This window comes from Deltaproteobacteria bacterium (assembly GCA_016874755.1).
In the GTDB taxonomy this organism is placed as follows: Bacteria; Desulfobacterota; Binatia; order UBA9968; family UBA9968; genus DP-20.
Genome location: VGTH01000016.1, coordinates 92,123 through 110,796 on the forward strand (window position 1 = coordinate 92,123; position 18,674 = coordinate 110,796).

General features: G+C 58.5%; 16 protein-coding genes. 6 read left to right on the forward strand and 10 right to left on the reverse strand.

From position 1 onward, the window contains the following. The 5 genes from FJ145_11965 to FJ145_11985 all read right to left on the reverse strand — a co-directional run bounded on the left by FJ145_11965 (position 1) and on the right by FJ145_11985 (position 6,525). Entirely contained in the window at positions 1–756 is a 756-nt protein-coding gene (locus FJ145_11965) for a TIGR00159 family protein (GenBank protein ID MBM4262131.1), read from the reverse strand. 53 nt (positions 757–809) lie between these two features. Then, positions 810–1,736 (reverse strand): dihydropteroate synthase, encoded by a 927-nt coding sequence (gene folP, locus FJ145_11970; protein MBM4262132.1) that lies wholly within the window; start codon positions 1,734–1,736, stop codon positions 810–812. A gap of 171 nt (positions 1,737–1,907) precedes the next feature. Then, the gene (locus FJ145_11975; GenBank protein MBM4262133.1) at positions 1,908–3,746 is read right to left on the reverse strand and encodes an ATP-dependent metallopeptidase FtsH/Yme1/Tma family protein; all 1,839 of its coding nucleotides are present in this window, start codon (positions 3,744–3,746) and stop codon (positions 1,908–1,910) included. A gap of 76 nt (positions 3,747–3,822) precedes the next feature. After that, positions 3,823–5,253 carry a tRNA lysidine(34) synthetase TilS gene (gene tilS / locus FJ145_11980; protein MBM4262134.1) on the reverse strand — a complete coding sequence of 477 codons (1,431 nt, stop codon included), beginning with the start codon at positions 5,251–5,253 and terminating at the stop codon, positions 3,823–3,825. Continuing rightward, a complete protein-coding gene (locus tag FJ145_11985) occupies positions 5,254–6,525 on the reverse strand; it encodes a carotenoid 1,2-hydratase (GenBank protein MBM4262135.1) in 1,272 nt (423 codons plus the stop codon). It abuts the gene before it with no gap. Between FJ145_11985 and FJ145_11990 the strand changes: the two genes are divergently transcribed. From FJ145_11990 to FJ145_12005, 4 genes are all read left to right on the forward strand, one after another. Then, positions 6,385–7,215 carry a sulfurtransferase gene (locus FJ145_11990; GenBank protein ID MBM4262136.1) on the forward strand — a complete coding sequence of 277 codons (831 nt, stop codon included), beginning with the start codon at positions 6,385–6,387 and terminating at the stop codon, positions 7,213–7,215. The two genes, FJ145_11985 and FJ145_11990, sit on opposite strands and share 141 nt — an antisense overlap. Before the next feature lie 102 nt (positions 7,216–7,317). Then, positions 7,318–8,268, forward strand: coding sequence for an ABC transporter substrate-binding protein (locus FJ145_11995; protein ID MBM4262137.1), 951 nt, complete (start codon positions 7,318–7,320; stop codon positions 8,266–8,268). Positions 8,269–8,270: 2 nt separating this feature from the next. Continuing rightward, the gene (locus FJ145_12000) at positions 8,271–9,017 is read left to right on the forward strand and encodes an SDR family oxidoreductase (GenBank protein MBM4262138.1); all 747 of its coding nucleotides are present in this window, start codon (positions 8,271–8,273) and stop codon (positions 9,015–9,017) included. Between the two features lie 29 nt (positions 9,018–9,046). Further along, entirely contained in the window at positions 9,047–10,000 is a 954-nt protein-coding gene (locus tag FJ145_12005) for an ABC transporter substrate-binding protein (protein MBM4262139.1), read from the forward strand. Between the two features lie 70 nt (positions 10,001–10,070). Here FJ145_12005 and htpG read toward each other — a convergent pair whose 3' ends face one another. Genes htpG through FJ145_12025 form a run of 4 tightly spaced genes read right to left on the reverse strand, consistent with a single transcriptional unit; the run spans position 10,071 to position 15,027 of the window. Beyond that, a complete protein-coding gene (gene htpG / locus FJ145_12010) occupies positions 10,071–11,987 on the reverse strand; it encodes a molecular chaperone HtpG (GenBank protein MBM4262140.1) in 1,917 nt (638 codons plus the stop codon). Next, positions 11,984–12,925: a methyltransferase domain-containing protein gene (locus FJ145_12015; protein MBM4262141.1), complete on the reverse strand. Its 942-nt coding sequence runs from the start codon at positions 12,923–12,925 to the stop codon at positions 11,984–11,986. The genes htpG and FJ145_12015 overlap by 4 nt, the downstream gene beginning before the upstream one ends. 46 nt (positions 12,926–12,971) lie before the next feature. Continuing rightward, positions 12,972–14,333, reverse strand: a complete 1,362-nt coding sequence (locus FJ145_12020; GenBank protein MBM4262142.1) for an MFS transporter — start codon at positions 14,331–14,333, stop codon at positions 12,972–12,974. A 40-nt stretch (positions 14,334–14,373) separates the two neighbouring features. Next, positions 14,374–15,027: a hypothetical protein gene (locus FJ145_12025; GenBank protein MBM4262143.1), complete on the reverse strand. Its 654-nt coding sequence runs from the start codon at positions 15,025–15,027 to the stop codon at positions 14,374–14,376. 204 nt (positions 15,028–15,231) lie between these two features. Here FJ145_12025 and FJ145_12030 point away from each other — a divergent pair, with 204 nt between their 5' ends. Both FJ145_12030 and FJ145_12035 read left to right on the forward strand, forming a co-directional pair. Further along, positions 15,232–16,374, forward strand: coding sequence for an ornithine cyclodeaminase family protein (locus FJ145_12030; protein ID MBM4262144.1), 1,143 nt, complete (start codon positions 15,232–15,234; stop codon positions 16,372–16,374). Positions 16,375–16,482: 108 nt separating this feature from the next. Next, entirely contained in the window at positions 16,483–17,553 is a 1,071-nt protein-coding gene (locus FJ145_12035; GenBank protein ID MBM4262145.1) for an LLM class flavin-dependent oxidoreductase, read from the forward strand. A gap of 94 nt (positions 17,554–17,647) precedes the next feature. Here FJ145_12035 and FJ145_12040 read toward each other — a convergent pair whose 3' ends face one another. Continuing rightward, the gene (locus FJ145_12040) at positions 17,648–18,496 is read right to left on the reverse strand and encodes an ABC transporter ATP-binding protein (protein MBM4262146.1); all 849 of its coding nucleotides are present in this window, start codon (positions 18,494–18,496) and stop codon (positions 17,648–17,650) included. Positions 18,497–18,674: the final 178 nt, after the last annotated feature.

Below are 18,674 nucleotides of genomic sequence, written 5' to 3' on the forward strand. Positions count from 1 at the left end.
CTATTTGATCAGCCCCCGCAGCGCCGTGCGCAAACGCGCGCCGTCGATATTCTCGGTGACGTTGCCGCCGATGATCAAAGCGATGGTCGCCTCTTGCTCGGAAACCACAATCGCCACGGCGTCGGTCTCTTCGGTCACACCGATGGCGGCGCGGTGGCGCGTGCCCCAGCTTTTCTTGAGATTAGGATTAGTGCTGAGCGGCAAAAGACAGCGCACCGCCGTCACCCGGCCCTTTTGAATGACGAGAGCGCCGTCGTGGATCGGTGAGTGGGGCAGGAAAACGCTTTCGAGCAACTCGCGGCTCACCCGCGCGTCGAGGCGCGTGCCGATTTCCATATATTCGTTCAAACCGACGTCGCGCTCGATGACGATCAGGCCGCCGACTTTTTTCTCCGACAGCGCCACCGCTGCCTGGGCGACCTCTTCGAGTATGTCTTCGCGGCGCTGCACCAGGCGCTCGGCTGCGCCGAAGATTGGCGCGGTGCCGACCTGGGTGAGGGCGCGGCGAATGTCGCTTTGGAAAATCACAATGATGACCAAAATGATCGAGCCCAAAAAATTATCGAGGATCCAGTTGAGGGTGAACAAACCCAAGGCGCGTGAGGAAACGTAGGCGACCAAGATGACCGCCAGGCCGACGATCATTTGCATGGCGCGGCTGCCGCGCACGATGTGCAGCATCCGGTATACGACAAATGCAATAATGCCGATGTCGACCAGGTCTTGCCAGCGAATTTGTCGAATCAGCTCCAGCATGGGAAATCGCGACTACTCTAAGTTTTTCATGGTGTCCGCGCTGCTGTTTTTAGCTATGCCTGTTTCGTGGAGCCAAAGCGAATGGCGTCGGCGATGCGCACGGCGCGCACGGTTTCTTTGACATCGTGCACACGCACCAGATTCGCGCCGGCCAGCGCGGCAGCTACCGCCGCGGCCAGACTGCCCTCGAGCCGCTCGTCGGCCTCCAAATTGAGCAGATAGCCTATGAAGCGCTTGCGCGACGCGCCGACCAGGAGCGGTTGGTCTACCGTCACCAGCTCCGGCAATTCACGCAACAGCCGCAAATTGTGTTCCAAGGTTTTACCAAATCCGATACCCGGGTCGATCACGATGCGCTCGCGCGCCACGCCTGCGCCCATCGCCAGGTTGGTCTGCGCCAAGAGAAAACTGCGGACCTCCTGCACGACATCGTCATAGCGCGGCTCACCCTGCATGGTGCGCGGTGTGCCTTGCATGTGCATGAGAATCACCGGCACCTGCTCGCGTGCCACCAGTCCAGCCATTGCCGGATCGAAGCGCAGCGCGCTGATGTCATTGACAATGTCCGCCCCAGCGGCAAGCGCGGCCCGCGCCACCTCTGCCTTGTACGTATCGATGGAGATCGGCACCGCCGACTGGCGCCGCACACCTTCGATGATCGGCAGCACCCGATCGAGCTCTGCACTCGTGGAGACCGGCTCGGCCCCCGGACGGGTCGATTCGCCGCCGACGTCGACGATCGCCGCGCCGTCGGCAGCCATTCGCAAAGCATCGTCGATGGCGCGCCCGGGATCGAGCCGACGGCCGCCGTCATAGAACGAATCGGGAGTCACGTTGAGCACTCCCATGACCAGCGTCTGCCGCCCGTAGTCGAGCACACCATGGCGTGTCTGCAACTGCGACCCACGCCGTGCCGGCGTCCGCGGCCCAGCGGCCCCGTCACAGGAGTTGATTGCGGTGTGACCGTGATTCGCTTGCATTTGTCTGCCAACCGACATGCAGAATCTATTCCCAAAAAACCGCGCGGCAGTTTTCCAGTTAAACTGCCGAGTGATAATAAAGCCGCGAGCCCGTCAGGACTCGCGGCGAAGATTAGAACTGAAAGTGAATGACGGGCGAAAGGAAGGCTGGCGTGACCCCGGCGGGCTTGCTTAGGCCATCGCCGCGGCAGCCGATGGAGTCAGCGGGGCGCCACCGTTCCCGCCAAACTCTTTGACGATCGTGTCAATTTCCGATCCGTCGAGAACTTCTTTCTCAAGCAACATCTCGGCGACTTTGTGCAACAGCCGCAAATTGGTCTTCAGCAAGTCCTTGGCTTTGTGATAGCTCTCTTGGATGATGCGCCGCACTTCACTGTCGATCTCGATGGCGGTGCTCTCCGAATATTCGACTTTTTGGGTGAAGTCGCGGCCCAGGAAGATCTCTTCTTCCTTCTTACCAAAGGTCATCGGTCCGAGCTTTTCGCTCATACCCCATTCACAAACCATGCGGCGCGCCAAGTCGGTGGCCTTCTCGATATCGTTGCCCGCACCGGTGGTCATATGCTCCAAGACGAGCTCTTCGGCGACCCGGCCGCCGAAAAGAATGACCAAATTGTTCAGCAAATATTCTTTGGCGTAGGTGTGTTTCTCATCCATCGGCAGTTGCTGCGTCAAGCCCAGAGCCATGCCGCGCGGAATGATCGTTACTTTATGAATTGGATCGGCGCCCGGCAGCAATTTGGCAACCAACGCATGGCCAGCCTCATGGTAAGCCGTATTGCGCTTCTCTTCGTCGCTGATGATCATGCTACGGCGCTCGGCGCCCATCATAACTTTGTCTTTGGCCAACTCGAAGTCGTCCATGTCGACTTTATCTTTGTTATTGCGCGCTGCCAGCAACGCCGCTTCATTCACCAAGTTCTCAAGGTCGGCGCCGGCGAAACCCGGTGTGGCGCGCGCCAACACGCCGATATCAACATCAGTTCCCACCGGCACCTTGCGCGTATGAACCGACAGGATGCCCTCACGGCCCTTTACATCCGGCCGCGGCACAATCACGCGCCGGTCGAAGCGACCGGGGCGGAGCAGAGCAGGATCGAGCACGTCGGGACGGTTCGTAGCGGCGATCAATATAACGCCTTCGTTGGCTTCGAAGCCGTCCATTTCGACGAGCAATTGGTTGAGGGTTTGCTCCCGCTCGTCATGACCGCCGCCCAGGCCGGCACCACGGTGGCGCCCAACTGCGTCGATTTCATCGATGAAAATAATGCACGGCGCATTCTTTTTGCCTTGTACAAACAGGTCGCGCACCCGCGACGCGCCGACGCCGACGAACATCTCGACAAAGTCCGAACCGCTGATGCTGAAGAACGGCACCCCGGCTTCACCGGCGATCGCCCGCGCGAGCAACGTCTTGCCCGTGCCCGGAGGGCCCACCAACAGACAGCCTTTAGGAATACGGCCGCCAAGCTTGGTGAATTTCTTCGGGTCTTTCAAAAACGCGATAATTTCTTGCAGATCGTCCTTGGCTTCATCGACTCCGGCGACGTCGCTAAAAGTCACCCGGTGCTGATTCTCGGTCAGCAATTTCGCGCGGCTCTTGCCGAACGACATCGCTTTGCCGCCGCCGACCTGCATCTGGCGCATGAAGAAGATCCACACACCGATCAGCAAAAGCATCGGGAACCAGTTGAGCAGCAGCACCATGTACCAAGGGGAATCTTCCTCCGGCTTGGCCGCGATTTTGATATTTTTTTCGCGCAGTGATTTGACCAGCTCCGGATCGTTGGGCGCGAAGGTACGGAAGCGCTCGCCGTTTTTGTATTTGCCCTGGATGTTGTGACCTTGAATGACGACTTCCTGAACGTCGCCGCGCTCCACCGAACCCATGAATTCGCTGAAGACAATCTCCGGCTCACGTCCATGCTGTTTGCTGAAGACGCTAAAAATAACCAGAAAAACCAGCGCTAGGACGAGCCATAGCGCAATATGTTTCGATGACTGACTCAAGCGAGTCCTCCCTGATGATTGAAACAAAAAAATGTTAACATAGCCCACCTATCAGTTCAACAAATAATTCTTGTACTTAGACGGGCACCCGCACCGTTTTGAAACGGACCACCGCCTGGGTTCGCGCTGTCACCTTACCCAATTCGCTGCGTCCATGTCCAGGAATCCACAGCACCTGCTCTCCCATCGTCAACAGTGGCAAGACCGCGCGAGTTCCGAGGGGCAGCTTGGCATCGATAAATAGATCTTTCACTTTTTTGTGTCCGGTCATACCCAAGGGTTGGAAGCTATCGCCGTTGCGGAAGTTGCGCACCATCAGAGGCCCTGTCAAGAACGCGACGTCGAAAATGGCTTGCGTCAAAGATTCCGGCAGGGGCGAATTCGCCGCTGCCGAACATTCGCTGACGATTTCCAGGCTAGCTTCTGGAATATGGAGGGTTTTACCGACGGTTAGTACGTAGGTGTAGCAGCTTCCTGCGCGCCCTCTCCTAGTGTCCCTGAGTTTGAGCCTCCCATACTCACAAATTAACTCGCGGCCGCCAGGCAAAGCTAAACGCCCCTGCGGCGCCTCGCCTCTAGCCAAACGCAAAATCGCGGCCAAATGGTCATAGTCAAGGCCGGATAACTTACCGCGCAACTCACAAAGCCAAAGTCGCACAATACGTCTTTGCAAGACCAGCGGCTCCCGCAGCAAGCGCTCTCGATCAAGCGCTTCGCCATGACGCAGACCATCGAGCTTGACGCGCGCCAGCTCGTCAAGAAAAGCGTCTTCCTCGCGCAAGAGTCCCGCCTGCTGGCTCAAGCGCCGCGGCAAGCGCTCATCTAACCGAGCGCGCAGCGTCGGCAGCAATTCCAGGCGCAGCCAATTGCGTAGATAAGCAGTGTCCGCATTGGTAGCGTCGACGCGATACGCGGAATTTTTGCTCGCCAGATAGTCGAGCAGCTCCGCCTTGGAGATTGCCAACAGGGGGCGGACAACCGTGATCTTTTTTGTTGTCTTGGCGTCGGGCCCAACCTCGACTTCGAGCCGCGGCACGATGCCGGCCAAACCTTTCATTCCGGCACCACGCAAGAACCACATAAGCACCGTTTCTGCCTGATCGTCGAGCGTGTGCGCCGTGGCAACCTTTGCCAAGCCCTGCCGCTGCATCACCTCGGCGAAAAAGCGGTATCGCGCAGCCCGCGCCAGCGCTTCCAGATTGCCTTTGCCGGCGGCCGACTTAAGGCGCGGCAAATCGATCTCCTTTAAGTGACATGGCAGTTGTAAATCGCGCGCTACTTCTTCGACAAAACGGGCATCATTCTTGGCTGCGTCGCCGCGGATACCGTGCTCCAGGTGGGCGACCTCAAGGTGCAGCGAAACCTCATGACGCAGCTCCGAAAGCAAGTGCAGCAAAGCCATCGAGTCCGGACCGCCCGAGACCGCAACCAAAACGCGCTCGCCCGGTCGCCACAACCCATGCTGATCGTTGGCTTGTAAAAGCTTGGTCTCCAGCGACGTCGCCATTTAGATATTCAGCTTCCCCGCGTATCCGGTCATTTCAACGTAGCCCTTGCCTTTGATCGGCGCGCCGCGCGCCGTGCCGGCGACTTGCACAGCCCCTTCCCAGTAGGTCACCCGCGTGCTCCGGTTGGTGATCAACTCCTGCTCGGCAAAGGCCGGCGTGATCTCCAGCTCGACAGACTCGCTCGGAATGGCAACCCGCCATTTTATCGGATAGTGGGCGCCGCTCTTCGGGCTCTTCCAGCGCTCGCGCACCTCGATGCGGTAGTCTTGCTTGGTCAAATGCTTGGTCGCGCCGTTCTTGTCGATCAGGGTTCCGCTGGAATGGAGATCGATGCTGCCGTCCTTGCGGCGCATCATATACAACATCACTTCGCTGTTATTATCCAATTGCAGACTAAACCAATCCCAACCGACTTGATCGTCACGCAGTTGGTTGCTGCCAAACTCATGGTCCATCCAGGAGAGCCCTGAAACTTTTTCGGTTTTACCGGCAACCGTCAGCTCGCCATCGGTCTGCAGGCGCGTTAGCGAATAATAGTAAGACGCCCGCCCCTCGCCTTCGCCCTTTTGGCTGTGGCCGTTGTCGCCGTGCAGCGCCGGAGCCTTCCGCGACTTGAGATTAAGATCGAGCGCCGTGCCGCGATCGCTGACTACGATCCGATGATCGTTGCCGGCGCCGCTGACCCTCCAATTCTCATTCCACACCAGGTAGCGATCGGTGGCCGCGCCGGCTTTGTCGCCGATGCCCCTTTGAATCCGTTCGCGAAACGTAAACTTCTTCGCGGCGATGTCCGACAGCGCAAAGTGCGCCATATAAAGGTCGGTAAACAGCGGTTGGCTTTTCACGTCTTGTTTGTCGCGCAAACCAAAGCGAAAAAACGTCACTTGATAGCCGTACGGCTTGCCACTCGCGCTGGTCAAATGGCCGGTGTAGTACCACCACTCGGTTTTGAAATCGGGATGGGAATAGTGATCGGTTGGGAACACTAACTTCCGGCCGGGTAGCGCAAGCTGATAGGTAAAGGCACTGGCGCCAAACCAGCAGGCGATCAATGCCGACAAGAACGCCAAACGCGATCGTCGCGCCATCGAGATTTGCAGTGCCATTTCCTCTAGTGTTATAGGGAGCCTATGGAAAAGCAATACACGCGCGAGACGCTGCTGATCACGGTGCCACAGCTCCAACAGAAATTGCCGAGCGGCAATTTGTCCATCGTCGACACGCGACCCGCCGAAGACTACGCCAACGGCCACATCCCCGGCGCGACCCATTTCGATTTATTTGGCCTGAGCCTGGTCGACACCAGCGCCGCGCCGCTCAAAGCGTTCATGTTCATGATCCACCACGTGCTCGAGCTGCGCGGCATCAGCGCGGACAAAGAAGTGATCTTCTACGAAGACAACTCCGGCATGCGCGCGGCGCGCGGCGTGTGGTTTCTAGAATATTACGGCCACCCCAACGTCAAGATGCTCGACGGCGGTTATAAAGCGTGGCAAGCCGCCGGCGCGCCGGTCACTACCGCAGCGACAACTCCCAAAGCCGCCAGTTTGAAAACCGCCGAACGGCGCGACGTGCTCTCGACAGCGGACGATCTGTTACACGCCCTCGGCAAAAAAAATATTGCCGTACTCGACACCCGCAGCGAAGGCGAATACTTCGGCATCCAAGTGCGCGCCGCCCGCGGCGGCGCCGTGCCCGGCGCGATCCATATAGAATGGACCGACAACCTCGACGGCAGCGGCAAGTTCAAATCCAACGCAGAGTTAAAAGCGCTGTACGACAAAGCCGGCATCACGCCTGACAAAGAGGTCTATTCGTACTGCCAAGGCGGCTATCGCGCCGCCCACTCTTATATCGCGCTGCGCCTGCTCGGCTTTGCCAAGGTGCGCAACTACATCGGCTCGTGGAAAGAATGGGGCGACCGCACCGATCTGCCGATCGAGCATCCGACTAAAGAGTAATTTTCACCACGAAGACGCGAAGGACACGAAGGCAAGAAAAGATTTGCTACAAATATTTCCGACCTTCGTGACCTTCGTGCCTTCGTGGTGCCATCCCAAGCTATGACAAAACACGCATTTCTCGCTTTAGCTTTCCTCTTCGCATTGTTGCGGGTCGCCCACGGCGCCGAACCGCGCAAAGTCACCTTCTCCTATTCCGCCGTCAGCATGACCTGGTTCCCGGTGAGAGTTGCCATCGATAAAGGCTTCTTTCGCGCCGAAGGCTTGGAGCCGCAGCTGATTCAGATGAACGGCAACGTCGCCACCGTCGCGCTGGCCAACGGCCATATCGACTTTTCGTTGAACAAATCCCCCGTGCTAAATGGCGCCATGCAAGGCCTCGGCACCAAACTCGTTGCAGCGATGAATTCGCGCCCGCTATTTTCGTTGGTGGTGCGGCCGGAGATTCAATCCAACGCCGATCTCAAGGGCAAAGTGTTTGCCGTCAGCTCCTTTGGCAACACGCAGGCGATTCTTACGGAAAAACATCTGCAACACTTGGGCTTGAAAAAAGGCGACTATCAGCTGCTCGCCATGGGCCCGACCCCGGCGCGCACCGCGGCGCTGGAGAAAAATATCGTGCAGGGCAGCTTGATGCCGCTGCCGTCGAATGTGCAGTTGGAAAACCGCAGCTATCGTTTGCTCGGCAACACCGCCGAGATCGTCGTCAACCCGATTGCCGGATTTGGTGTGCACGAAGAAAAAATCAAGAAAGAGCCAGATTTAATCAAGCGCGTGCTGCGCGCCTCGCTGCGCAGCTTGCAGCTATTGCAAAGCCATCCGCGCGACACGCTGAAGATTCTCATCGACTGGACCCGCGCCACCGAGAAAGACGCCGCCCGCTCGTTGGAACTGGCCAAGCCCGGCTTCAGCAAAAACGGCCTGCTCACCGACGAAGATTTGAGCATTGAATGGGGCTTCATCCAACAACAGACCAAGAAAACCAATGTGCCAGTTGCGATTGCTCATGATATGACGCTGTTAAAGGAAACCCAACGCGAGCTAGGAATGTAACCATGAAGATCGCCGAACAAGCCGCTATTATCACGGGCGCCGGCAGCGGCCTGGGCCGCGCCATGGCGATGGGACTCGCCGAAGCGGGCGCTAAAGTTGTCGTCGCCGACGTGCGCGCTGACGGTGCCAACGCGGTTCAGCAAGCGATCCGCGGCCAGGGCGGCACGGCGGAGACCTTTATCGCCGACTTGAGCCAGGAATTCGCCGCGCAGCAGTTGATCGACTTTTGCGCGCAGGAATTCGGCCGCGTCGATATCCTTATTAACAACGCCGGCCTGCGCATGGAGGTGCACCCCGACGGCGTCTATGAAGACTGGCGTTGTTTAATCCAGCGCCCGACCCACGAAGTCCCGATCGGCGATTGGGACTTGCTCATGGGCGTCAACCTGCGCGCCGTTTACCTCTGCACCCATTTCGCTCTGCCGCACATGATCAAACAAAAACACGGCGTGATCATGGGTATATCGTCCAATGCCGGCCACGAGGGTGTCGCCGGCAAGTGCGCCTACGTGGCGTCGAAACACGCCGTCGAAGGTTTGATGAAAACCGTCGCCAAGGAGATGCAGCCCCATGGCATCAGCGCCAACGCCATTCATCCCGGCGGCCGCGTCAACGTCGACGGCCGCGGCGGCCAAGAGCCGGAAGTGGTCGTGCCATTAGTGTTGCATCTGGCGCAAAAAGACGAGCCGACGATCACCGGCAAGGTCATCAAGGCTCAAGATTGGAACGCGGGAATTAGAAATTTGTAAAACGAGTCCGACAAACCAAGGAGAACAAAATGCGCACATTAGATTTATTGGCGAGCGACTCATCGCACCTGCCGTTTCTCTACGTCTTCAAAGAATCGAAGGTGATGGAAAAGTACGGCTTCGAAATCGACCTGCACATCGTCGGCGGCGCCAAGGCGCCGACCATGGCGCACCGCGCCAAGCTGGCGCTGGCCGGCGAGATCGATTTTCTGAGCGGCCTGCATCACGAGACCTACCGCGAGCGCGCCAAAGGCGAAAAACGCTTGACCTACCTCGCGCAGGCGCAAAACAATTGGGACGATCGCCTGGTCGTGCGTTCGGAAATCAAAACGGTTAACGATCTCAAGGGCAAAAAGATTGTCTGTCACTCGAAGGCGCCCTGCGTCTCCGGCAACCTGCGCGCGGTGTTGCTGGACTGTGGCCTGAAGCCGGAAGAGATCAACATGGACGTGATCGACGACACATCAGGCAAGTTTTTAGAATTCGTCGACGAAATCACTTCAGGCAAAGCCGTCGGCGCTTTGGTCGACATGCCTTTCGATCTCTACGGTATCAAAAAAGGCCTGCACGTGCTGACCCTCCCCGACCGCCCGGTGATTCACAACACCACACTGCTGGCGACCAGTGACTACATCAAAGAAAACCCGGAAACCGTCGACGCGTTCATCAAAGGCTTCATCGAAGCGCTGCACTTCTTCAAAACCAAGCCAGCCGAAGTCGTGCCGATCTTGAAGCGCAACCTATCGGCGCGCTACGGCCTACAAGACGACGAGTACTACGAACACCTGCAGCGCGAGTGGGCCAAGCTGCTTTCGAAAAAACCCTACCCGCTGCCCCAGGCGATTCAGAATGTTTATGATTTAGATGTTGGCAAGGACCCGAAAATGCGCCACATCGGCCCGATGGAGCCGTGGGATTTGCATTACCTGCGCAAGATCGACGACACCGGATTCATCGACAAGCTCTACGGCAACGCCGCGTGAACGACTACGGCGCGCTCTGAACTTTTTCTCGCCACAAACCGTCTCCGGGTAAACTGCGCAGGGGCGCCGCTTACCCGGCAGGCTGCCCCAACACCAACATCAGTTGGTTCAGGCGCTTCACGAACCCCGCTGGGTCTTCGAGTTGGCCGCCCTCGGCCAACAGCGACTGATCGAACAGGACTTTCGCCAGATCGGTAAAGCGCGTTTCGTCAGCCTCATTCTTGAGGCGCTGCACCAGCGGGTGATGCGGGTTGACTTCGAGAATCGGCTTGGAGGCGGGCACGTTTTGCCCCGCTGCCTTGAGCATGCGCTGCAAGTTGCCACCCATGTCGTGTTCGTCGGCCACTAGACACGCCGGTGAATCGGTCAGGCGCAGCGTGACGCGCACATCCTTGACGCCAGCGCCGAGCGCTTTCTTGATGCGCTCCAGCAGCGGTTTCGCTTCGCCCTCTTCTTTTTCCTGGGCCTTTTTCTCTTCTTCGTCCTCGAGCTTGCCCAGTTCGAGGCGTCCCTTCGCCACCGACTGCAACGGCTTGCCGTCGAACTCGGTGAGATGCTGCATGACCCATTCGTCGACGCGATCGGCCATCAGCAGCACCTCGACGCCCTTTTTGCGAAACACTTCCAAATGCGGGCTGTTCTTCGCGGCCGCGAACGTGTCGGCAGTAACGAAGTAAATCTTTTCCTGCTCCGGCTTCATGCGCCCGATGTAATCCGTCAGCGCCACATCCTGGGTTTCGGTATCCGCGTGGGTGGAAGCGAAACGCAGGAGCTTCGCGACGCGTTCGCGATTGGCGTAGTCTTCGCCGACGCCTTCCTTGATAACCCGGCCGAATTCCTTCCAGAACGTGGTGAATTTCTCCTTGTTGTTCTCGGCCAAGTCTTCGATCATCGACAGCACCCGCTTGACGTTGCCCGCGCGTATCGCTTCGATGTCCTTCGATTCCTGCAGGATTTCTCGCGAAACATTGAGCGGCAAGTCCGCCGAGTCGATCACGCCGCGGACAAACCTGAGATACACCGGCAGCAGCTGCTCGGCGTCGTCCATGATAAACACACGCTGCACGTACAATTTAATGCCGTGGCGGTGCGTGCGATCCCACAGATCGAACGGCGCCCGCGCGGGAATATAGAGCAACTGCGTGTATTCCTTGAGGCCTTCGACCTTGTTGTGCGAATACGCCAGCGGCGCTTCGAAATCGTGCGCCACATGCTTGTAGAACTCGTGATATTGCTCTTCGGTGATCTCGCTCTTGCTGCGTGCCCAGAGCGCGCTGGCCTGATTGACCGTCTCGTCCTTGCCCGTAGTCCGATAGACCGAGTTGTCCTTGTCCCACTCCTCCTGTTTCATCACGATCGGCACGATAATGTGATCCGAATACTTGCGCACGATGGCGCGCAGCCGATGGCCGTTGGCCAGATCGTCGTCGCCCGCGCGCAAGTAGAGCGTTACTTCCGTGCCGCGGGTGTCCTTGTCGACGACTTCCAACGTGTACTCGCCGCCGCCATCGGACTCCCAACGCACGCCGTGCTCCTTGGAAAGTCCAGCGCGGCGCGTCAGCACCGTCACCTTGTCGGCCACCACAAACGCCGAATAAAAGCCGACACCGAACTGGCCAATGAGATTGGCATCCTTCGCCTGGTCGCCGGTGAGACTATCGAAAAACTCGCGCGTGCCGGATTTGGCAATGGTGCCGATATTAGCAATGACTTCATCACGCGACATGCCGATGCCGTTATCGCTCACCGTCACGGTGCGCGCCTTGGGATCGAACGCCACGCGGATTTTTAGCTCGGCGTCGTTTTCCATCAGCGCCTTGTCGGTGAGCGCCTCGAAGCGCAGCTTGTCGGCGGCGTCGGACGCGTTGGAAATCAGTTCGCGCAAAAAAATCTCCTTGTTGCTGTACAAGGAGTGAATCATCAGATTGAGCAGTTGTTTGACTTCGGCCTGGAAGCCGTGGGTTTGCTTGGTGGAGGTTTCAGTCATCGCACGCCTTCGACATTATGAGTAGTCGCCCGACCCTCGCCATAAACCGCCGGCGCGGCGATTTGCCATAGATACATCATGTGCAGATCGCCGGCCGAGTCACGGTAGCTCTCGGTTATTTTCGCCGGCCAATCGCCCATGTCGAAAGTGTAGGAAACCACCCGCGCTCCGGGTCTAAGTTGATTGGCGAGCTGCGCCCGGGCGGCCTGATTGCCGTCGTAGGAAAGGTAGAGCGTCACGACGCTGGCGCCTGAAAGATCGGCGCTCAAGAAATCCTGCTGGCGAATCTCCACTAGCTTTTCCACTCCCTGCTTGCGGACGTTTTCGCGCGCCAACTTCACCAAACCCGCGTCGATCTCAAAACCAACAGCTTTGACGCCATACTTCTTCGCTGCGGCAATGACGATCCGGCCGTCGCCGGCGCCAAGATCATAGAGCACGTCGCCCTGCTTCACTTCGGCCAGTTTGAGCATGCGGTCGACGACGTCCTGCGGCGTCGGATCGTAGGGCGCCCACTGCCCTTCGCCGCGGACACGCCCGTCGCCAACCGGTGCCGCGATCGGTGGAGGCGGATAAGCACTGCCGCCCGAATAACTATAATAACCATAAACGTAGGGCGTGCTCACGATAATGCTTGGGTAGCCTACAATCGGCCAATGAGGGTAGCGCCAGGGTGGCGCATAGCTGAAATAAGCTTTGGGCAGGCGATAGTGCGGATAAGATGAATAGACAAACACACCACCGGGACGCGCGTAACTCACTGCCGGCGGAATATAAATTCGCGCGCCTTGGAAATAGGAAGACCGGGCACCCCATCCGGGAGTTCTCGCTGCGCCCACCGAGCTATAGGCAACGGGACCGCGACCGCGTTGCGAAGAAGCTTGCGCGATGTCGAACGAGACAACGAGAAGCATCAGCACGATGGCAACTGGATTCATCCAAACTCCCTCCTGGTCAAGAGTTAAAAAGTTCTCTGAGCTGAAGTCAATCCCGCGCCGACACCGCAAGCTGGCGCACCACCGGCGCGCACCAGGCAACTAGCAGCCCCAGTAAAACCACGGTCAAGCCCATGAGGGCCACGGTCGCCGGCGCGCCGATCCAGTGAGCGCTGACGCCCGCGGTCAGCGCGCCAATCGGCATCAAGCCGCGGTCGAGCATGTAGATGCTCATAACCCTGCCGCGCAAATGATCCGGCACGATGACTTGCAACATGGTGTTGGTGGTCGCCATATAAAAAATCTGAAAGGCGCCATTGGCGACCAGAAACACAATGGCCAGCGGAAACGAGGTCGTCCAGGAAAACAACATCATCGAAACCCCCAGGGCCACCAAACTCACCAGCAGCAAAACACCTTGCCGCTGCACCCGGCTTGAGAGCGTCGCCAAGATAAAGCCAGCCATCGTCGCGCCAAGCCCGGGAGCGGCGAGCAGCACACCGAGGCCTTCGGGACCGACCTGAAGCACGTCTTTTTGGAACACCGGCATGAGAGTCTGATAGGGCATCGCGATGATGCGCGGAATCAGCGCGCTGGTCATCAGAGCGAAGACCGCGGAGTTCGACCAAACGTATGACAAGCCTTCTTTCAGGTTGGCCCAGGCCGAAGAGCGCCGCGCATCGGCACAAGTCGGCGGCACGGTCATCAGATAAACCGAAATGAGCACGCCCGCATACGCAGCACCCTGAACGAAAAAATTGCCGGAAGGCCCGAACGCCGCAATCAACAAACCGCCCGCGGAGGGACCGATGATCTTGGTCATGTTGAACGCCGCTGAATTGAGCGCCACGGCGTTCATCAAATCTTCTTTCGGCACCAGCGTCGGCACCACGCTCTGGCGCACCGGGTCGACGAACGACCAGGCGATGGACGAAACCAGAGTAAAGACAAAGACGTGCCAGACATGGAGATAGCCCGAGGCCGCCAGAAAACCCATGCCTGCGGCCGTCAGCATCAAAAGACATTCCATCGCCAGGAGGATCTTGCGGCGGTCCATGCGATCGGCGATCACTCCGGCGATGGGGCTGACGACGAGGAAAGGCACTGCGCGCAGACCGTTCAGTAAGCCGAGCAGCACCGAAGAACCGGTTAGATCGTAGAGCAACCAGCCCAGGGTCACTTGCTGCACCCACTGCCCGGCGCTCATGAAAACCGTGCCGAACCAAAGATAGCGGTAGTTGATATGGCGCAGGGACGAAAACGTGCCGCCACGACGCTGCGCCGGGGCGCTCTCTTTCGGCCCGGCACGTTTGTCTGCAGTGCCCGTGCGGTGCTCAGCTATGTCGGCGCGTTCGTCCAATGCGGCGCTCCTTTGCGAGCGTCGACACGGCAACGGCACCGCGCTATTGATCTAGCGGCGGTGGAAAAATGACTGGATCGGCGCGCTTCGCTTAGTTCGCTCGGCTGACGAGAATAACATCGGCACGGCGAACAAAGCCAGGGGGATTGCCATGTTTCGAGCGCACTTCGAGCCACTCGCCCGAAGAACGCACGACATTGATGGTGGTGCCCTTGTCGATTTGCGAGACCACTTTGGAGGAGTTCACCGGCTCTTCGTGAACCGTTGTGGCGCGCACCGTCTCATAGGTTCCGGGCTCCCCGCCGCGGCGCGCCGGTGCCGGTTTGGCGGCCGGCGGAATCGGATCTGCCGCCCGAGCCACCGTCCTTGCGGGCGCCGGAGGATCCGGCTGACGCGGTGCCGGCCGGGCGGCCTGGGCAGCAGCCACTCGCGCCGCCGCCAGCCGCTCGGCTTCTTTTGCCGCCCCGGCCAACTTCTGTTGCGTCGCCGCCAGTTCCTTTTGATTCTCTTCGAGCTGGCTTTTCAAGTCGGCGATCTGCTTGCCGCTGTCCGCGGTATCGTGCTGCACTTTGGCAAGCTGCTCTTCGAGCAACTTGATCTTTTGCTCTTTGGCCTGCATGTCCTTCATCTGCTCTTGCATCGATTGCAGCAAGTCGTTGCGCTGCAAATAGCCACCGGCGAAAAACCCCGCGAGAGCCGACAATAGGACCCCGGCCACCCATAACCATTTTGAGCTCTTTGGCATACGCTGGATGTCTCCTGTCAGAGTAGTTGGTTCGCGCAAATCATCTTCTCTAGACCATTGAAACGAGGAAACCTGCGGCGACAAGAACCCGTTGCAATAGGGACATTGCTCAGCCGCGACCGGCACGCTGTTGGCACAGTGTGGACAGAGCCGAGTGCCACTGGCAGAACCCACCAACAACCGGCTACCGTCTTGGGCACAGAAATGCATGTTGTCCGGATATTCAGCGGAACAATCGGGGCAGTGCTTCATGACCGCATTGTCAATCCGAAAACTGCCACGGTCAAGAGCAAAGCTGTAGGAGTTTACACGGTGAGGCGAACTCGTCAAGGCAAATTCATCTTGCCGCCGGCGCGGCCTTGGGCTATAGATCGCATAGAGGGAAATGGACCCATGACCCTAATCATCAGCGAACCGCAGACGCGCAAGCTCATCGATATGCCGGCTGCCGTAAAATTGGTCGAGCAAATCTTTCGTGCGCGTGCCGCCGGCAAGACGCGCAACGTGCCGCGCCGCCGTCTCAAGGGCAGCCAAAAACAGCTCAACATGATGGCTGCTTGGAGCGCCGAGTCCGATCTCATCTGTCTGCGCTCCTATGCTGCCGGTGCCAACATCATCACCCTCTTCGATGGCGGCAAAGGCGGTGCCAAGGGCGGCATCGCGGCGATCGTCAACATGGGATTTCTGAGCAGCTTGCGCACCGGCGCCGCCAGCGGCGTTGCCGCGAAATATCTCGCCCCGGCAAGTAGCAAAGTATTGGGCGTCATTGGTCCCGGCTGGCAGGCGACGTTTCAGGTGGAGGCCATCGCCGAAACCTGCGATATCGAGCAAGTGGTGGTCTGGGGCCGTACGCCGAAGCGGCGCAACGACTTCATCAAGCAAATGAGCAAAATCGTCAAAGCCGACTGGAAGGAAGTCGACACCATCGACGAGGTCGAGAGCGTATCGGATATTCTCGTGGTGTCGACCGATTCGTCAACGCCGGTGGCCACCGGCAATAGCCTCAAGAACAACGTGCTGGTCGCCTCCATCGGCGCCAACTCAACGGTCAAACACGAAGTGTCGCAGAACTTGATACGGCGCATGGACTACATCGTCGTCGACGACGTCGCCGCCGCCAAAGCCGACAGCGGCGATCTGGTCGAAGCCTGCCAAACCAGCATCGGCCGCTGGGAGGATATTGTCCCGCTGGAAAAAGTCATCGCCGAGGGTGTGCCGCAGCCGCGGCCGAAGCGAATCTTCTTTCAGTCCAACGGCATCGCCGACGAAGACTTGGCCGTCGGCAAGTACGTCGTCGATCAAGCCAAGCGAAAAAAGATCAAGCTAAAGATTGTGACCGAGATCTAAAGACCGAACGCAATCATCTCTCGCAACGGCGCAAAGGACGCCAAGTTCGGATGTTCAATTCTTCTTTGCGGTCTTTGCGCCTTTGCGCGAGAAAATTCGAGTCATAGTATGGCAAAATACCACGGCGAACTCGGCCTCCAATTCGTCATGCATCTCGCGAACCATTACACCCTGCGCGATCTTGTGCGTTTGGCGCAACTCGGTCACGATAAAGGATTTTCGCAAATCTGGGTCAACGACAATGTGCGTTATCGCAATCAGATGGTCGTGCTGGCGGCGATCGCCTCGCACGTGCCCATTCGCCTCGGTACAGCGATCATGGTGCCCTACTTTCACAATCCGTTGGATATCGCGGATGCCTTTGGCGCGCTCTCCGAGCTATGCGAAGGCCAGGAGATCAGCGTCGGCGTCGCCCGCGGCGATCTCGGCCAATCGCCGCAGCATGTCCAGCCGCTCAAGCCCATCGCCATGGTGCGCGAAACCGTGCAGCTTTTGCGGCGGGCTTTGCATGGCGAAGAATTCGCCTACGCAGACTATCCTTTCTTAATTGATTTCTACCGCCTCAATCCCAAAGGCAAATTCAAGCTCGCGTTCGAACCCCAAAGCACTTTTAAATTCTACGGCGGCGGCAATGGTCCGCAGGCGTTACGCATGTGCGGCCGAGTGATGGACGGCTTGATCAGCTCCGGAACTTACATTCCAATGCTGAAGGCTGGCCGACAGAAAGGCATGCTCGAAACCGCAGAAAGCGCCGCTGCGGCATCAGGCAAAAAGCTGCGCAAGATCTGCGAGCTCAACGTATCGATCGCCAAAACGCACGACGACGCCATGAATTTCCCGCGCCGCCAGGTGGCGCACTCGATATTGCAGTGGGAAGCGTTAGGTTTTACGCCCGAAGAGTACGCCCGCATGGGCGTGCAGAGAGAGCAGGTCTTGAAGTTGAGAGACGCGTTTGAGTCCGGCGCCACGGTCGAACAAGCGTCAACCCTGGTCAGCGATCACATGGTGCGCTGTTACTACGCCGCCGGTACGCCCGAAGAAGTGCGCGACCAAATCATCGAGCTCACTGGCGCCGCCGGCGAGCTTGGTTACGACCACGTGGCCTTCGCCAAGCTCGGGCCGGACTACGAAGAAGCCATTAACCTGTTAGCAAACCAAGTCGTGCCGGCGCTGCGTTAAGCCATCAGTTCCGCTGGCTTGAACGTTTGGAACGGCTTGAGCGGCTGGAACCGCAACCCCTCAGGGTTTGACAAACTTCAAAACAAAGCGATCGCTACGAATGACTATCGCGCTGTGCCTGGTCCACGTCGTGACGCAACAGATTCCAGATTTCATCGACGCAGCGGCCGAATTCGGGCGTGCGCGTGCTTTGCATGGTGCGCGGCCGCGGGATATCGACTGTGATGATCTTTTTGACCATGGCGGGCGCCGCGCTAAGCACCGCGATGCGGTCACAGAGCATCACCGCTTCGTCAAGATTGTGGGTAACGAGAATGACGGTTTTCCTTTCCTGCTCCCAAATGCGCAAGAGCTCTTCGCGCATCAATAAGCGCGTCTGGGCATCGAGATTAGCGAACGGCTCGTCCATCAGAATGACTTCGGGATCGTTGGCGAGCGCGCGAGCGATGGCCACCTTCTGCTTCATGCCGCCAGATAATTCGTAGGGCCGCGAGTTAGCAAAATCGCCGAGCTTGACGAGATCGAGAAAAGCTTTGCTGACCCGCTTCAAAACCGACGGCTGCTCCAGGCGAAATTCATCGCCCAGCGGCACGTTCTCTTCCACAGTGCGCCAGGGCATCAACGCCGACTCCTGAAACACCATGGCGACCATGGATTTGGTGCGCTGCTCGCCGTCAAAGCGCACCGAGCCAAGGGTCGGCGTCTCTAGCCCCGCGATGATTTGCAACAACGTCGTCTTGCCGCAACCGGTCGGGCCGATGACGCCGAAAAACTCACGGTCATTCACATCGAAACTGATCCCGCCAAGCGCCCGGGTTGCGCCATGCGAGGTTTCGAAGTGCTTGCTAACAGCGTGAATCAGGACTTTCATAGTCGCGCGTTCGCGCACCCGTTTCGGGTTTCGAGTTTTAACCCGAAACCCAAGACTCGAAACCCGGAACATTCCTACCCGAGAAAGTCTTCCAGCTTCACATTCACCAACCCCTGCGGTTTCACCGGTTCGAAATAATTACGCAGCTCCTCGGTCAGCGCCGGGCCCTTGGTGGCGTCGATCAGCATCTTGGAACCAATGCGCGGGTGAAACCCCATGTGCGCGCCGGTGATCGGTAAGAGCTCGGCCG

Coding starts and splice junctions, on each gene's coding strand:
- FJ145_12025 (MBM4262143.1), bottom strand. CDS start 15,027: ATGCCAAAGAGCTCAAAATGGTTATGGGTGGCCGGGGTCCTATTGTCG.
- FJ145_12040 (MBM4262146.1), bottom strand. CDS start 18,496: ATGTTCCGGGTTTCGAGTCTTGGGTTTCGGGTTAAAACTCGAAACCCG.
- FJ145_12035 (MBM4262145.1), top strand. CDS start 16,483: ATGGCAAAATACCACGGCGAACTCGGCCTCCAATTCGTCATGCATCTC.
- htpG (MBM4262140.1), bottom strand. CDS start 11,987: ATGACTGAAACCTCCACCAAGCAAACCCACGGCTTCCAGGCCGAAGTC.
- folP (MBM4262132.1), bottom strand. CDS start 1,736: ATGCAAGCGAATCACGGTCACACCGCAATCAACTCCTGTGACGGGGCC.
- FJ145_12005 (MBM4262139.1), top strand. CDS start 9,047: ATGCGCACATTAGATTTATTGGCGAGCGACTCATCGCACCTGCCGTTT.
- FJ145_11995 (MBM4262137.1), top strand. CDS start 7,318: ATGACAAAACACGCATTTCTCGCTTTAGCTTTCCTCTTCGCATTGTTG.
- FJ145_11990 (MBM4262136.1), top strand. CDS start 6,385: ATGGAAAAGCAATACACGCGCGAGACGCTGCTGATCACGGTGCCACAG.
- tilS (MBM4262134.1), bottom strand. CDS start 5,253: ATGGCGACGTCGCTGGAGACCAAGCTTTTACAAGCCAACGATCAGCAT.
- FJ145_12030 (MBM4262144.1), top strand. CDS start 15,232: ATGCATGTTGTCCGGATATTCAGCGGAACAATCGGGGCAGTGCTTCAT.
- FJ145_11985 (MBM4262135.1), bottom strand. CDS start 6,525: ATGGGTCGCGCCGGGGATGTGGCCGTTGGCGTAGTCTTCGGCGGGTCG.
- FJ145_12000 (MBM4262138.1), top strand. CDS start 8,271: ATGAAGATCGCCGAACAAGCCGCTATTATCACGGGCGCCGGCAGCGGC.
- FJ145_12015 (MBM4262141.1), bottom strand. CDS start 12,925: ATGAATCCAGTTGCCATCGTGCTGATGCTTCTCGTTGTCTCGTTCGAC.
- FJ145_11965 (MBM4262131.1), bottom strand. CDS start 756: ATGCTGGAGCTGATTCGACAAATTCGCTGGCAAGACCTGGTCGACATC.